General features: G+C 66.0%; 12 protein-coding genes and 2 tRNA genes. 2 read left to right on the top strand and 12 right to left on the bottom strand.

All coding sequences use genetic code 11. The features are described 5' to 3' along the window. Positions 1-10: 10 nt before the first annotated feature. The 5 genes from FBY20_RS10305 to FBY20_RS10285 all read right to left on the bottom strand — a co-directional run bounded on the left by FBY20_RS10305 (position 11) and on the right by FBY20_RS10285 (position 6,805). The gene (locus FBY20_RS10305) at positions 11-982 is read right to left on the bottom strand and encodes an ABC transporter permease (RefSeq protein ID WP_056327765.1); all 972 of its coding nucleotides are present in this window, start codon (positions 980-982) and stop codon (positions 11-13) included. A gap of 119 nt (positions 983-1,101) precedes the next feature. After that, entirely contained in the window at positions 1,102-2,709 is a 1,608-nt protein-coding gene (locus FBY20_RS10300) for an ABC transporter substrate-binding protein (RefSeq protein ID WP_142051927.1), read from the bottom strand. A 262-nt stretch (positions 2,710-2,971) separates the two neighbouring features. Further along, on the bottom strand, positions 2,972-4,357 hold the full coding sequence (locus FBY20_RS10295) for a GTPase/DUF3482 domain-containing protein (RefSeq protein ID WP_056327767.1): 1,386 nt from the start codon (positions 4,355-4,357) through the stop codon (positions 2,972-2,974). Continuing rightward, positions 4,350-5,807 (bottom strand): DUF2868 domain-containing protein, encoded by a 1,458-nt coding sequence (locus tag FBY20_RS10290; RefSeq protein WP_142051924.1) that lies wholly within the window; start codon positions 5,805-5,807, stop codon positions 4,350-4,352. The genes FBY20_RS10295 and FBY20_RS10290 overlap by 8 nt, the downstream gene beginning before the upstream one ends. 107 nt (positions 5,808-5,914) lie before the next feature. Continuing rightward, positions 5,915-6,805: a helix-turn-helix domain-containing protein gene (locus FBY20_RS10285; protein WP_142051921.1), complete on the bottom strand. Its 891-nt coding sequence runs from the start codon at positions 6,803-6,805 to the stop codon at positions 5,915-5,917. A 172-nt stretch (positions 6,806-6,977) separates the two neighbouring features. Between FBY20_RS10285 and FBY20_RS10280 the strand changes: the two genes are divergently transcribed. After that, positions 6,978-7,883: a DMT family transporter gene (locus FBY20_RS10280; RefSeq protein WP_056327790.1), complete on the top strand. Its 906-nt coding sequence runs from the start codon at positions 6,978-6,980 to the stop codon at positions 7,881-7,883. A 13-nt stretch (positions 7,884-7,896) separates the two neighbouring features. Here the strand turns inward: FBY20_RS10280 and FBY20_RS10275 are convergent, their stop codons facing one another. From FBY20_RS10275 to FBY20_RS10260, 4 genes are all read right to left on the bottom strand, one after another. After that, on the bottom strand, positions 7,897-9,093 hold the full coding sequence (locus FBY20_RS10275; RefSeq protein ID WP_142051918.1) for an aminotransferase class V-fold PLP-dependent enzyme: 1,197 nt from the start codon (positions 9,091-9,093) through the stop codon (positions 7,897-7,899). 25 nt (positions 9,094-9,118) lie between these two features. Further along, positions 9,119-9,592 (bottom strand): RidA family protein, encoded by a 474-nt coding sequence (locus FBY20_RS10270; RefSeq protein WP_142051915.1) that lies wholly within the window; start codon positions 9,590-9,592, stop codon positions 9,119-9,121. Between the two features lie 108 nt (positions 9,593-9,700). Then, positions 9,701-10,594: a LysR substrate-binding domain-containing protein gene (locus FBY20_RS10265; protein WP_142051912.1), complete on the bottom strand. Its 894-nt coding sequence runs from the start codon at positions 10,592-10,594 to the stop codon at positions 9,701-9,703. Positions 10,595-10,763: 169 nt separating this feature from the next. Then, positions 10,764-10,839: transfer RNA gene (locus tag FBY20_RS10260), tRNA-Asn, on the bottom strand. A gap of 181 nt (positions 10,840-11,020) precedes the next feature. Between FBY20_RS10260 and FBY20_RS10255 the strand changes: the two genes are divergently transcribed. Next, a complete protein-coding gene (locus FBY20_RS10255; RefSeq protein ID WP_142051909.1) occupies positions 11,021-12,409 on the top strand; it encodes a GntP family permease in 1,389 nt (462 codons plus the stop codon). A gap of 35 nt (positions 12,410-12,444) precedes the next feature. On the opposite strand, the gene FBY20_RS10250 is transcribed toward FBY20_RS10255, so the two are convergent. The 3 genes from FBY20_RS10250 to FBY20_RS10240 all read right to left on the bottom strand — a co-directional run bounded on the left by FBY20_RS10250 (position 12,445) and on the right by FBY20_RS10240 (position 14,181). Continuing rightward, positions 12,445-12,846 carry a hypothetical protein gene (locus FBY20_RS10250; protein ID WP_142051906.1) on the bottom strand — a complete coding sequence of 134 codons (402 nt, stop codon included), beginning with the start codon at positions 12,844-12,846 and terminating at the stop codon, positions 12,445-12,447. An 8-nt stretch (positions 12,847-12,854) separates the two neighbouring features. Then, complete coding sequence (locus FBY20_RS10245) at positions 12,855-13,931, bottom strand: PAAR domain-containing protein (RefSeq protein WP_142051903.1); 1,077 nt, start codon at positions 13,929-13,931, stop codon at positions 12,855-12,857. 174 nt (positions 13,932-14,105) lie between these two features. Continuing rightward, positions 14,106-14,181: transfer RNA gene (locus FBY20_RS10240), tRNA-Thr, on the bottom strand. Positions 14,182-14,230: the final 49 nt, after the last annotated feature.

Here is a 14,230-nt window from a genome sequence, read left to right as displayed (position 1 = left end):
TTACCGCTATTTATTTGCTCTGCACGCGCAGACGCGGGTCCACGGCGAAGTAAAGCAGGTCGACGACCAGGTTGATGACCACGAACATGAAGGCGATCAGCACCAGATACGCGGCCATGACGGGGATGTCCACCATGCTGATGGCCTGGATGAACAACAGCCCCATGCCGGGCCACTGGAACACCGTCTCGGTGATGATGGCGAACGCAATGATGGAGCCGAGCTGAAGCCCGGTGATGGTGATGACGGGCACCATCGTGTTCTTGAGCGCGTGGCGGAAATTGATCAGCCGTTCCGGCAGTCCGCGCGCCCGCGCGAACTTGATGAAATCGGCGCGCAGCACTTCCAGCATCTCGGCGCGCACCAGGCGCATGATGAGGGTCATCTGAAAAAGCGCCAGCGTGATGGCGGGCATGATGAGCGCGAGCCATCCGGACTTGGTCAGAAAGCCCGTGGTCCACCATCCCAGGCTGACGACGTCGCCGCGCCCGAAGCTGGGCAGCCATCTCAGCTGCACGCCGAAGAACAGGATGAGCAGGATGCCGATAAGAAAGGTGGGCAGCGAAATGCCGGCCAGCGAAATCGCCATGAATGCCTTGGACAGCACGCCGTGCCGCTTGAGCGCGGTGTAGATGCCCATCGGAATGCCCAGCGCCAGCGCCATGACGGCGGACACGAACGACAGTTCCAGCGTGGCCGGCATGCGCTCTTCAAGCAGCTCGCTGACCGGGCGGCGGTGCCGGTACGACATGCCGAAATCGCCCTGCACCGCGTTGGCGACGAAGTGGGCGTACTGCACGATGAACGGATCGTCCAGGCCGAGCTGTTCGCGCAGCTGCGCGCGTTGTTCGGGCGTGGTGTCCTGGCCGACCATGCTGGCGACCGGGTCGCCCACGTAGCGGAACATGGAGAACGCAATCAGCGCCACCGTCAACATCACGAGCACCGACTGCACCAGCCGCTGCGCAATAAAGGAAAGCATGTCTGAAAGCCCTTTGGTTCGGACGGCGCCGGGCCGCGTTCCGCGCGCGAGGCGGGAGTGGGGGCTGGGCCGGGCGCGTCCGGGCGGCGCGCGCCGCCCGGGGTTGCATCACGCGGCGTTTACGGCAGCACGACGTTGCGCAGGTCGAGCACGTCGTCGGCGCGCTGGATGACGGTGACGTTTTCCTTCACGCCCCACGACATGGGCTGCTGGTGCAGCGGCAGGTAGCCGAAGTCGCTGCGCACGATGCCAAAGGCTTCCTTGATCATCGCGTTGCGCTTGGCCTGATCGGTTTCGACGCCGATCTTGTTGGTCAGCTCATCGACCTTCTTGTTGCAGTAGCCGCCCAGGTTGAACTGGCCCGCGGCCGTCTTGGCGTCGCGGCACGAGGTCAGGTTCAGGAGCGTGTTGTGCGCATCGGTGGAGCTGGGCGTCCAGCCCAGCATGTACATGCTGGTCTGGTTGCCAGCCTGCAGCAGGATCTTGCCGAAGTACTTGGACTTGGTCTGCGCCAGCAGGTTGATCTTGATGCCCACGCGCGCCAGCATGCCGGCCACGGCCTGGCAGACCTTCTCGTCGTTGACGTAGCGGTCGTTCGGGCAGTCCATCGTCACGGTGAAGCCCTTGGGATAGCCGGCTTCGGCAAGCAGCTTCTTGGCGCGCTCGGGATCGGGCTTGTACGGCGCGCCGAACGATTCGTCGTAGCCGTTGATGGACGTGGCGATCAGGGTGCCCAGCGGCTTGGCCGCGTTGCGCATGATCTTCTCGTTGATGGCCTTGGTGTCCACGGCCAGCACGACGGCCTCGCGCACACGCGCGTCCTTGAACGGGTTCTTGCCCTTTACGTCGGAGAACAGCAGCTCGTCGCGGTCCTGGTCCATGCCGATGAAGATGGCGCGGGCTTCGGGCGCCGTCAGCGGCTTGACGCCCTTGGCGTCTTCCAGGCGCTTCCAGTCCTGCACGGGAACCGGCTGCACGACGTCCATCTCGCCCGAGATCAACGCGGCCACACGCGTGGCTTCCTGCGTGATCGGCTGGAAGACGACCTCGTCGATGTTGGTCTTGATGTCCTTGTTCCAGTAGCCGTCGTAGCGCTTGAGCACCGTCTTCACGTCGGGCTGGCGTTCGGTCAGCATGAAGGGGCCGGTGCCGTTGGCGTGCAGGTTGGCGTAGTTGCCCTGGTTGTCGCCCTTGACGTTGGTGGCTTCGGTGGTCTTGTTCTTTTCCGCCCAGTTCTTGCTCATGATGTACAAGAACACCCATTCGCGCGGCAAGATGGGATTGGGCGTGGGCGTGGTGACTTCGATGGTGTAGTCGTCCACCTTCTTGATGTCGCTGGCCTTGGCGCCATAGCCCTTCATGTCCGAGCCCGGCGTCAGGCTGCGCTTCCACGAGAAGATCACGTCGTCGGCGGTGAAGGGCGAGCCGTCATGGAACTTGACGCCCTTGCGCAGCTTGAAGACCCACTTGGTGGGCTCGGGATTTTCCCAGCTCTCGGCGAGCAGCGGCGTGAGCTTCAGGTTGCCGTCGTAGCCCGCCAGCGTTTCATAGATGTTGCCCTGGAACCCCAGCGTGAAGGTTTCGTTCAGGGCCATGGGGTCCATCGACGTGGCATCGCCTTGATACGACCAGTGCAGCGTTTTGGCGGCCGCGCCGGCGCTGAAGGCCAGCGAGGCGGCCACGGCAGCGGCAAGCGCCGCCTGCTTGAAGTGGGGAAAAATACGCATAGCCCTCATGCTCCGTGTGGTGCGCGGATTGCGCGACAGAAGTGACAGGGCCCCGGCCCCAAAGGGCATCCGGGGCATGGCGTTGCTGCTGGAGTCGATAGACCCAACCCCTTGTGATTGGCATGACGGGGACGGACCCGCGCCGATGCAGATCGAATCTTATCGACGCATTCGTTTAAGCGTCAATTGGTTTGGATTGGGGTAATCACGCGCTTGCCGGATGCCGTGAATGGTGCGTGCTGCGAGGCGCGCGGGCCGCCGGTCAATCGGCCGGGAGCGGCGCGGATGCTAGGGTTTTCGCCAATTCGAGCAGCATGCGCTTGCGCCGGTCGCTGTCTTCATGGTGTTTACCCAGGGCCGACCATTCCGGCCGGCTGCGCGCTTCTTTCAGCGCGTCCGGCAAAGGGCCCTTGCGCCAGGCCTCGTCGTCGGGAAGGTCCAGGCGCAACGGTTCGCGCGCGGCGTGGCCGCGGCGCTCCAGCGCTTCGATCAATTGCCGTTGGCGCAGTGCCAGCAGCCGCAGCACGGCATCGTCGACACTGATCTCGCGATAACCGCGCAGCTTGCCCGCCACGCGCTTGCCCAGCTTTTCGACGCCCTGCCACAGGCCGCCGGCCGCCGCGCCGATCAGCATGCCGGTGCCCAGGCTGAGACCCGCGCTCATGAGGTCGACGGCCGCGCCGGCCATGGCGCCCGCGGCGGCGCCCATGCCCACCTGCACGCCCATGTCCTTGAGCGCCTGCGGATGAAAAAGATCCATGCCCCAACGCTCGCCCTGCAAGGGCAACGCGTCGTCGGCGTAATCCGAGGCGCGAAAGTTGTAGAGCGCGAGCAGCGCGTTGACGCAGGTCTGTTCGCGCTGGCGCACCTGGTCGCGCAACTGGCTTGAAGCGGCGGCAAGCGCCGCGTCGTCGCTGGCGCTGGATACATGCAGCGCGGCCACATCGATCAGCAGGTCCGCGACCAGCTCGTAGGCCGCGGCGTGACGCTGGCGGCGCTGCGCGGCCAGGCTGTCCGACAGCCGGGCCAGGGCGCCGGCGTGACGGTCCAGCAGCACGCCAAGCTTGGCGTACAGCTGCTGCTCGCCATCGAGCGGCGGCGCGATCGTGTCGAATTCCACCACGGCGTGCAGGCCCAGCCGCGCCATCGCGTCGCGCCACGCGTCGGCGCGGTGCGCCGGCGCATTGACGAAGTTCAGCACCGGCAATAGCGGGCGTCCGCAGGCAGCAAGGATGGCGAGTTCGTCGCGGTGCTTGCCCAGCACCGGATCGCGCGCGTCGATCACGTACAGCGCGGCGTCGCAGTCCAGCATCTTGGTCAGCACGCGCGCCTCTTGTTCGAAGCGGCCGTGCGCTTCGGGCGTGTCCAGGAAACGGCGGATGCGTGCGGGGCCGTCGAGCCGTTCGCCGGGGCGATCCAGCCGTTCCAGGTATTCCAGCAATGCGATGCTGTCTTCCATGCCGGGCGTGTCGAACCATTCCAGCACGGGCCGGCCATCCAGGCGCAGGCGGGCGCCTTCGACGTGGCGCGTGGTGCCCGGCCGGTCAGCCACTTCGCCGAAGGTGGTGTCGCGTGTCAGCGTGCGCAGCAGCGACGTCTTGCCGGTATTGGTGTGGCCAACGAGCGCGATCTTGATCAGTTCAGCCATGGCCGGTCTCCAGCCAGGTCAGCGGCGCAACAGGCGCCAGCAGGATGGCGTCGGCCGGCAGGCCCAGCGCCAGCAGACGGTCGCGCCAAAGCTCGGCGCGGGTTTCGGTGCCAGCCCCGGCGGGGACGCGGGCGCCGGCTTGCGGCAGGATCAGCCAGACCCGCGTCTGCGCCGCGTGCGCGGACAGGTCGGCGATCAGGGATAGCGTGCCGCGATCCGGCGTCTGGCGCGCATCGCACGCGATCAACAGGCGCGCGGCGGCCGATTGCGCCAGCGCGTCCAGCACGCGGTTGCGTTCCTCGCGCGTGTCCAGGTTGCCCGCCTGGCGGATGCCGTCCGGCAGGTCCGCGGGCGGCCACGGCAGGTCCGCGGGCAGTTCCAGCGCCAGCAGCACCGGTTGACCGCCCAGTCCGTCCAGCGCCGGCGCCCGCACGCGGGGTTCGTGCAGGGGATCGACGGGCCGGTCGATGCCGGTGGACAGCGCGGGCGGCTCAAGCCGGTCGCGCAGCGTGGAGAAACCGGCCAGCGCGGGGTCGATGCGCACGCGGCGCACAGCGCGCAGCGTGGCCGCCACGCAGAGCCCGCCGGCAATCAAGCGCGGCACGATGCCGTAGACCACGAGGACGCCGATCAGCCAGAGCGACCACTGCGCCTGCGCGCTGGCCGGCAGGACTTGCGTGCCGTCGCTGGCGCGTATGGTCGCGGCGTCGGGCATCGGAAAGCCCAGATGCGCCGGCAGCCAGCCGATGGCTTGCGTCAGCCACACGAACGACTCGGGCGCGAGCAGCGTGGTGGCCCAGACGAACCGGTAGCTGGCGGTGGACAGCACCACCAGCAGCGTCGCCAGCGCGGCGCATAGCGCCGTCAGCCACAACAGATGGCTGATGCTGCCGAACAGGCCGCGCAACGCGCCCGCGCGCGTCAGCAGGTTCAGGAAGGCCTGTGGCACCAGCGCGCCATCGGGGCCGCGCGCGAGCTTGCGCGTGGCCCACAGCCAGAGGCGGCCCAGGCCGGTGACGGCGGCGGGCCGCAGCAGAAAGCTCGCCAGCCACAGCAGAAAGGTGAGCGCGTGCAGCCCCAGAAGCGCGCCCATCGCCCACAGCACGTTCACGGCCCGCGTGCCGTCGCCCAGCGCGCCCAGGGCGGCGGCCGCGCCGGAGAGCACGGCCAAGACGAACAGGACGGCCAGCATGGCCACTGCGCTGCGGCGCCAGCCATCGACAAGGGGAATCAGGTTTTCGCGGTGCGCCAGCAGCGCGGCGCGGGCTAGGATGCGCGCCGGCAGGCCGGCATCGAGCTGGCGCACCTGGCGCACCGCCTGCGCGTCCCCGAGCGGCCCCCAGTGCGCTTCGCGCAATCGGATCAGCTCGGCCAGCCAGTGCGCGCGCAAGGGGCGCTGAACGGCGCTGTCGATGAGGGGGGAAGTATCGCGAGAGGTCGGGGACGGCATCGCGTCGGTGCAGGCGGGAGAAGGCCGGCAAAGGCCAAGTGAAGCCGCTAGGGCGATGCGCCATTGTAGACCGCGTGTTGCGGCCGGCGGCATCCCGGATCGGCAGGTCAGTGGCTGGCGCGCGCGCTGCGATACTGGCCCGGCGTGACGCCGATGGCATCGCGAAAGACACGGGCAAGGTGGCTGGCGCTGCCAAAGCCGCTGGCTTGCGCAATGGCCGCCAGGTCGCCTTTGCCGGCCGCCAGCAGGCTGCGCGCGCGGGCCAGGCGCCGGCCGCGCACCCAGGCATGCGGCGGCTCGCCGAACGAGGCATGGAACATGCGGGCAAAGTGATACGTGGAAAGCGCGGCGACGCCAGCCAGTTCGTCCAGCGTCAGGGCATCGGCCAGATGCGCGTCCACATAGTCCATGACGCGGCGGCGCACGCCTGGCGCCAGGCCGCCGCGGACCGGTTGCGCGGTCTTGCGCGTGACACCCTGCGTCAGCAGGTGGTGCAGCACGGTCTCGGCGGCGCTGCTGGCGGCCAGCCGGTCGGCGGGCTGGTTCCAGTCCGTGCCCAGGAGTCGGCGGCAGACGTCGATCAGCGAGTCGTCCTGGATGTAGGTGCGGTCGCGCAGTTCCAGCGTCCGCGGTTCGCAGTCCAGCCGCATGACGGCTTCTCGGGCCAGCCGCTGCGGGGCGATGTACAGGTGCAGGAAATGCACGTTGTCGTTCATGCTCCAGCGGGAATGGTGCTCGGCGGGCAGCACGCAGAATTTGCCCGCGCCGCCGTGCAGCGAGTCCTGGCCCACGCGAAACGACCGGTCTCCGCCCCGCAGATATAGCGACAGCGTGTGATGGCCGGGCGTTTCGTAGCCCAGCGTTTCGCGGGCGGTGCGCGACCACTGCGAGATCGCCATGCCCTCGCCCAGCGACGCGGTGCGTTCAAGCGTCGCGGTCGAGCGCGACAGCGTGCGGAAAACAGAGAAATCGGCCGGAGCCGTAGCGGGGGAGCCCATGGTAATGAATGCTACTCCCGTCCACCCGCGCTTGACGCGCCCGATTCGGACAAAAGCGCAAGAACCGGCAATCGCGGCGTGGCATCGGGGCGCACACTGGATGCCCGGCGATCAAACATGGCCGCCGATGTCCGTATCAGCACTTCGCGTGGCCTGCCGCGCCCGTCGCATCATGAATCTTTCCCTGTATCTGCTCACCGTCCTGATCTGGGGCTCCACCTGGATCGCCATCAAGCTGCAGCTTGGCGTGGTGGCCATCCCGGTGTCGATCTTCTACCGTTTCGCGCTGGCGGGCCTGCTGCTGTTCGTGGCGCTGCTTGTCCTGCGCAAACTGCAAAAGCTGGACCGGCGGGGCCATTGGCTGTGCGTGGGTCAGGGCCTGTGCCTGTTCTGCCTGAACTTCCTGTGCTTCTATTCGGCCACGCAGTGGATCCCCAGCGGCCTGGTGTCGGTGGTGTTCTCGGCCGCCACGCTGTGGAACGCGCTCAATGCGCGGCTCTGGTTCGGCACGCGCATCGCGCCGCGCATCATGGCGGCGGGCGCGCTGGGGTTTTGCGGCCTGGTGCTGCTTTTCTGGCCGGAACTGGCCAGCCAAGAGGCCAGCCACGAGACGCTGCTGGGCCTGGGCTTTGCGCTGCTCGGCACCCTGTGCTTTTCCACGGGCAACATGCTGTCGTCCCTGCAGCAGCGCGCGGGCATCCGGCCGCTGACCGGCAACGCCTACAGCATGCTTTACGGGGCGGGCATCCTGCTGGCCGGCTGCCTGGCCGCGGGCGTGCCGTTCAGCTTCGATTCGTCGCCGGCTTATGTGGGCGCGTTGCTGTATCTGGCCGTGGTGGGTTCCGTGGTGGGCTTTACCGCGTATCTGACGCTGGTCGGCCGCATGGGGCCCGCACGGGCCGCCTATTGCACGGTGCTGTTTCCGGTCGTGGCGCTAAGCATATCGACGGTGGTCGAAGGCTACCGCTGGACACCTTATGCCATCGCCGGCCTGGCGCTGGTGATGCTGGGCAACCTGCTCGTCTTCACGAAATGGTCGCCGTTTTCCAAGCGCGCGGCGCTGGCCGGCCGCGCCTGAGTCCATTGCCGCGCTAGGCCGCCAGCTTGCGCAAGGCCTGCAGCAGGCGATCGATTTCGTCGCCGCTCGTCAGATAGCTCACCGACGCGCGGGCGATCCGGTCCAGACCACGGGCCTGCATGTCCAGCGGCGTGTACGGCACGCCGTTGCTGCCGATGGTGATGCCCTGTGCAGCCAGCGCACGCTGAACATCGGCCGCGTCATGTCCGGCCAGGTTGAAGGCGACAAGCCCTGATTGCTCGCGCCCCTGGTCCAACATCGACACGCCGGGAATGGCCGCCAGTTCGGCGCGCAGCGTCTGCGCAGTGGCATCGATGGTGGCGCGGATCGTGTCCAGGCCCAGATCCAGCGCTTCGCGCAGGGCATTGGCCAGGCCGCAACGAAGCGCCAATGAATTCTCGGCGGATTCCAGGCGTGCGGCATCGGCGCGCAGCACGGGTTCCCCGTCCACGCCCAGCGGCGCGGAATGCGTGTCCACGAAGGCAGGCGTGAGCCGATCCAGGAATTCGCGCCGCACGTACAGCAGCCCGGTGCCGCGCGGTCCGCGCAAGGCTTTGCGGCCCGCGCCGCTCAGCACGTCGCAACCGACTTGCCGCACGTCGATGGGAATCTGCCCCACGGCCTGGGCGCCGTCCACGAAATAGGGAATATCGTGCTTGCGCGCCACGCATCCGATCGCGGCGGCAGGATTGATGAGGCCGCCGTTGGCGGGCAGCCACGTCAGCGCAATGAGCCGCACCCTGTCGTCCAGCATGGCTTCCAGCGCTTGCGGGTCCACGCAGCCGCTGTCGTCCGAGGGGATGGTCTCCAGCGTGGCGCCCGCGCGCTGCGCGATCAGCCGCATGGCCGCCAGGTTGCCGCCCCATTCGTGACGGCCCACCAGGATGCGGTCGCCGGGCCGCCAGGCCGGCAGCGCCGCAAAGGCGGCGCCCCAGCCCGGCGAGTTGCCGCCGGTCAACGCGATCTCCTCGACCTGCGCGTTCAACAGCTGTGCGGCCAGCGTGCGGGCCGCTTCGGTCAGGTCGCGCGCTGCCACGCCCGCTTCCATCGGACCCTGCGCCGCTTCACGCTTCAGATGCGCGTGAATGGCCTGGATCGAGGCCGTGGACGGCAAGGATGCGCCGGCGTGATTGAAATGCACCGAGCTTTGCGTGCCGGGCGCGTGGGCGCGAAGCGCCTGGATGGCGCTCGGGGTCAGGGGGGCGGTCATGGCGGTTCCTGTCGGGTGGGGCGTATCAGGCCGGGGTCAGCGCGATGATGGCCTCGACTTCCACGGACACGCCCTGCGGCAGGGCGGCCACGCCGACGGCGCTGCGCGCATGGCGTCCGGCGTCGCCGAAGACGTCGACCATCAGGTCCGACGCGCCGTTGGCGATGACGCTTTGGCGATTGAAGTCCGGGGCGCTGGCGACGAACACGCCCAGCTTCACGACACGTGCCACGCGGTCCAGACGGTCGCCCGTGGCGGCAGCGATCTGCGCCAGGATGCCCAGGGCGCTGGCGCGCGCAGCCTGAACGCCGTCGGCGTCGGACACCTGGTGGCCCAATTGGCCCAGATACGCGGCCTTGCCATCCTTGCGGGAGATCTGGCCCGAGATGTAGAGCAGGTTGCCCTCCTGGACAACCGGCACATAGTTCGCGGCCGGGGCGGAGGCGGGATCCAGGGTCAGGCCAAGCTCGGCAACGCGGGCGGAAATGCTGCGGGTCATATCGAATCACCTATGAAAAAAGGGAAAGCGCGTCTTGACGCTTCCCCGATGCTATCGGCCGCGGCGTGGCCTGACCAATCAATTCTTGCGAAGTAGGTATGAGTAAAACTAATGTGTGTGCGCCAGCCAGTCGTGCAGCGCCTGAACCGGCGCGCTCAGCGGCCCGCGCGGCGTGACGAACCACCAGCCGATGCGCGGGTCTTGCAGTACCGCGCCCGGCAGGGCTTGCACCAGCGCGCCGCTGGCCAGGTGCGAAGAGATCAGCCGCTCGCGGCCCATCGCCAAGCCCTGTCCGGCCAGCGCGGCTTCGACGACGATGTTGTAGTCGTGCAGACGCACCGTGCGGGCCGCGCCCAGATCGAAACCAAACTCGTGTGCCCACGCGTCCCATTCGAACTGATGCCGCGCGTGAGAGACCAGCAGCGGATGACGCAGCAGATCGGCGGGCGTCTTCGGCCGCTTCCTGCCCGCGACCAGCGCGGGCGCGCATACGACAGACAGGCGTTCGGTCATCAGCAACGTGCTGCGCACGCCGGGCCAGCCGCCACGGCCATAACGGATCGCGGCGTCGACCTCTCCGCCCGCCACATCGGCCAGCGCGATGTCGGGTTGCAGTTGCAGATCGATGTGAGGATGCGCGGCCGCAAAGGCGGGCAGGCGCGTCGCCAGCCAGCGGGTGGCGAACGACGCCAGCAATCCGATCCGCAGGGTGTAGCGCGCCGGCTCGGGCCCGCGCAATGCGTCGGTGCCTTGGCGCAGCAGTTCAAACGCCGCATGCACGCTGCGGAAATAGTTTTGACCCGCTTCGGTCAGCGCCACGGCGCGCGTGCGCCGTTCGAAGAGCGCGACGCCCAGTTCTTTTTCCAGGCGCTGGATGTGATGGCTGATGGCGCTTTGCGTGACAAACAGATCTTCCGCGGCTTGCGAAAAGCTCAGCCGCCGCGCCGCCGCTTCGAAGGCGCGCAGGGAAACCAGGGGCGGCAGGGATCGCGATGAACGCATCGGTGTGCAGGGCGGGAAGGTGCGGACCCGGGCCATGCTACGCGATGCGCACGGCTTGGCAACCTGGGCGTCGACAACCCGGGCCTGGACGGCAGCTTGGCGCGCCAATGCAAAAAGCCCGCAAACACGTTGCGGGCTTTTTTAAGGGTACTGCGGTACTGCAAATTCTTGGCTCCCCGAGCTGGGCTCGAACCAGCGACCTGCGGATTAACAGTCCGTCGCTCTACCGACTGAGCTATCGGGGAACAGGTAGAGGGGGCGAATTATGCACAAAAAATCGGAAGAATGCAAAGCGAGGCGGAAAATTGCGGTTTTGGCCAGTGAGGCCGGCCCTGTTTTTCAAGCTTGCCGTCATCCCGATCCCGTATCATGGCCGCCAGAAGAAGGAAGGCTCGCAACCTCTCTCGTCTTTTCTGGGTTCACGTCATGTCTTCGTTCGACATTCAATTGCTGCTCACCGCCCTGGTGAGCGTTCTGGTCCTGGTCGCGCTGATCGTCTCGCGTCTGCGCATGCACCCGCTGCTGGCGCTCCTGATCGTATCCATCGGCGTCGGCTTCGCGACGGGCATGGCCCCGGGCGCCATCGTCAAGAGCCTGACCGATGGCGCCGGCAAGACGCTGGGCGCCGTGGGCGTGGTGATCGCGCTGGGCGCCATGCTGGGCAAGATCCTCGCGGATTCGGGCACCACCGAACGCCTGGCCAACGCCATCCTGCGCCACACCTCTCCCCGCCTGATTCCGTGGGCGATGACGCTGGTGGCGTTCGTCATCGGCATCCCCATGTTCTTCGAAGTGGGCCTGGTGGTGATGCTGCCGCTGATCTTCAGCGTGGCGCGCAAGCTGGAAAGCCAGGCGCGCTTCAAGGGCTCGGCCTATGTCTACGTGGGCGTGCCGGTGATTTCCGCGCTGGCAGCCATGCACGGCATGGTGCCCCCGCATCCCGGCCCGCTGACCGCCATCGCCACGCTCAAGACCACGGTGGGCCCCACGATGATCTACGGCTTCATCGCGGCGCTGCCGGCCATGATCTTCGGCGGGCCGCTCTATGGCGCGTTCATCGCCCCGCGCATGACGACGCGGCCGGACGAGGCCCTGCTCGAGCAGTTCACGGCGTCTACCGACAGCCCTGGCGGCAATAACGCGCCTAGCGTCGGACTGGGTGTACTGGCAGCGCTGCTGCCCGCCCTGCTGATGCTGGTTCACGCCGTGGCCGAAATGCTGCTGCCCAAGGACTCGAGCGTGACGCACGTTGCCGCGTTCCTAGGCAATCCCGTCGTCGCGATGCTGCTGGGCGTGCTGTTTGCGGCCGTGACGCTGGTCTTCCTGCGCGGCGGCGACGCGGAAAAGCTGCGTGGCGCGCTGGGCCAGAGCTTGAAGCCCATCGCAGGCATCATGCTCATCATCGCCGGCGGCGGCGCCTTCCAGCAGGTCCTGACGAACGCCAAGGTCGGCGACGCCATCGTCCACTTGACCCACCAGTTCGCTTTCCCGCCGCTGATCCTGGGCTGGCTGATCGCCATGCTGCTATCGGTCTCCACCGGCTCGGCCACGGTCGGCATCGTCGGCGCCGCGGGTTTGCTGGCGCCACTGGCTGGCGCGGACCCCACCCTGAATTTGCCGCTGCTAGCCCTGTCCATCGGCTGCGGTTCGCTGTTCTTCAACTACGCGAATCACGCCGGATTCTGGATGGTGAAGGAATCGTTCGGCATGACCATGGGCGAAGCCACGAAGACGATTTCCGTCGTGCAGTCGATCGTGTCGGTGGTGGGGTTGGTGATGGTGCTGCTGTTTGATATGTTGCCGGCGCTGGGGTGATGCGGGTGGGGGCGGATGCGCGTGCCCCAGGCGACTCAGCGCTTGGACGCCGGCTCACAGGGTGGGCTCGGTTCGGTAAAACGATCAAAAAACCCGTGGCGTGTCACCGTTCGCTCAATCTTTGCGCCAGGTCCGATACAAACGTCGATTCGTCGGAATGGCTTGGTGATTTCCAGCGAATCTGTGCTTTCACTGGGAAATGTCAGGAGTAGCCACATGTCGGGCTCCGGAAACATTGCCGTGTAGTGAGCGGACGTCTCGCCCGGGCTCATCCCGAATTTCGCGGTGTTGTGGTTGTCGTTAAAGAAGACGCCAATTTTATCCGTCGCGCGCTCGGAATAATGCAAGAGCACAATGGGCGAGAACGTGCCCCATAAGGCTATGGAACACCAAAGCGCAGCTAGCAACGCAACGATGATGCCGAAGAATTTCAACACGCAGCCCATTATTTCCTCTTGCGCCCGCATTTGTGGTTAGCTTTGGCTTGGTGCCGAGCATTCCCCCAAGGTAACGGTACGGCTTCAACTGCTTGCAGGAGAGTCGAAGTCGTCAGTTCGCGGGGTTTGGCCTGGCGATAAAGATTGCAGCCCAGCGTGATGGAAATATGGTCTGGCACATCGTCAGCACTGGCGGGCCAGGCACCGTTTTCGGGATGGTGCTGCATGGTCGGCCATCGCTTCTTCAGCACGGCAGTGTAGGCATCCAACAGTGCCTGTGCCATGCCTGCCGAATTGATGAGCTCGGCGGTACCAAAGCCGAGCGCGACGCCAACGTATCCATAATGGATGTTTGACCAGATGTCATAGTAGTAGTCGAAGTCGCCATACTTCTGCCAGCCCTCGTTCAGGCTTGAACCCAGCATGCGTTGCAAGGCAGGCTTGTGATCCCAGGGGCGATTCGGACCGATGATTTCAGCGAATGACGTGTACGCCCATAGCTTCGCTTCCGTCATTTTCTCCAGGTAGGTTTTCCGTCCTGACAGCTTCGTATACCAGGGAGCGCTCTCCCAGTCCTTCAAGTACGTTTTTGCGTCGTAGTGATTGGCTTCATGTATATGCCTGCCGCGAACGGAGAACGGATTGGTCTTCATCTCACGGACGATGTATTCGGCCAGCGGTATTGCCGTATCGGGGTGATTGCAGTCGGCCTGGCGAGTGTTCGAGAAGCCCTGCTCGCTCGGCGAGATCTGCTGTGTCAGGAATCTTTTCTCAGATGCGCCGCCATTGTTTGAGGCCTTGACGATGCTCCCCAGACCGACGTCTACAACCGCAAAAGTTTGACTCGCGATCAGCGAAGCGCCGCAGGACGTTTTCATGCCGTCGACTGCAACAAAGCTATCGTCGATAGCGAAAGTGGCGACACCTTCGGCGATGGGAAAAACGCCCTCGCAGCGAGGGCAAGTCACCATGTGCCCCATTCCCGAAGCGGCACGGCCAAGAACGTCGTAGGAGGAGAACCCCTCCGTCACCGTCCCTCCATGCGTGGTCTTGTCGCCTACACGAACAATCGGGCGGCCATTCATGATTAATCCTTCGGGATTCGCAGAGCGCTTAGAACAACACTGCGTCGAACGGCGGACAATCAGAAGAATTTGGAAAGCGCATCGAAGGCGGGACGCCGGCCAATGGGGCGGCTGCCCCACTGCAAAAAAAAAGCCGATCCACAAGGAATCGGCCTTTTTGCTGGGGTATTTCTCTGGTGCCGGTGAAAGGAATCGAACCCTCGACCTTCTCATTACAAGTGAGCTGCTCTACCAACTGAGCTACACCGGCGATGCGTGCCGGGGCACGCGCAGGGACTGCATTGTAATGAAAAAAATGC

It is taken from the genome of Achromobacter sp. SLBN-14 (genome assembly GCF_006715415.1).
Taxonomy (GTDB): Bacteria; Pseudomonadota; Gammaproteobacteria; order Burkholderiales; family Burkholderiaceae_B; genus Achromobacter; species Achromobacter mucicolens.
Note: the sequence above shows the minus strand (reverse complement) of the source record. Positions and strands in the feature narration are given on the sequence as shown.

Excerpts from the sequence above, each read along its gene's own strand:
- FBY20_RS10255 (WP_142051909.1), top strand. The coding sequence starts at position 11,021 with ATGTCTTCGTTCGACATTCAATTGCTGCTCACCGCCCTGGTGAGCGTT.
- FBY20_RS10275 (WP_142051918.1), bottom strand. The coding sequence starts at position 9,093 with ATGACCGCCCCCCTGACCCCGAGCGCCATCCAGGCGCTTCGCGCCCAC.
- FBY20_RS10285 (WP_142051921.1), bottom strand. The coding sequence starts at position 6,805 with ATGGGCTCCCCCGCTACGGCTCCGGCCGATTTCTCTGTTTTCCGCACG.
- FBY20_RS10245 (WP_142051903.1), bottom strand. The coding sequence starts at position 13,931 with ATGAATGGCCGCCCGATTGTTCGTGTAGGCGACAAGACCACGCATGGA.
- FBY20_RS10290 (WP_142051924.1), bottom strand. The coding sequence starts at position 5,807 with ATGCCGTCCCCGACCTCTCGCGATACTTCCCCCCTCATCGACAGCGCC.
- FBY20_RS10265 (WP_142051912.1), bottom strand. The coding sequence starts at position 10,594 with ATGCGTTCATCGCGATCCCTGCCGCCCCTGGTTTCCCTGCGCGCCTTC.
- FBY20_RS10270 (WP_142051915.1), bottom strand. The coding sequence starts at position 9,592 with ATGACCCGCAGCATTTCCGCCCGCGTTGCCGAGCTTGGCCTGACCCTG.
- FBY20_RS10305 (WP_056327765.1), bottom strand. The coding sequence starts at position 982 with ATGCTTTCCTTTATTGCGCAGCGGCTGGTGCAGTCGGTGCTCGTGATG.
- FBY20_RS10300 (WP_142051927.1), bottom strand. The coding sequence starts at position 2,709 with ATGCGTATTTTTCCCCACTTCAAGCAGGCGGCGCTTGCCGCTGCCGTG.
- FBY20_RS10295 (WP_056327767.1), bottom strand. The coding sequence starts at position 4,357 with ATGGCTGAACTGATCAAGATCGCGCTCGTTGGCCACACCAATACCGGC.
- FBY20_RS10280 (WP_056327790.1), top strand. The coding sequence starts at position 6,978 with ATGAATCTTTCCCTGTATCTGCTCACCGTCCTGATCTGGGGCTCCACC.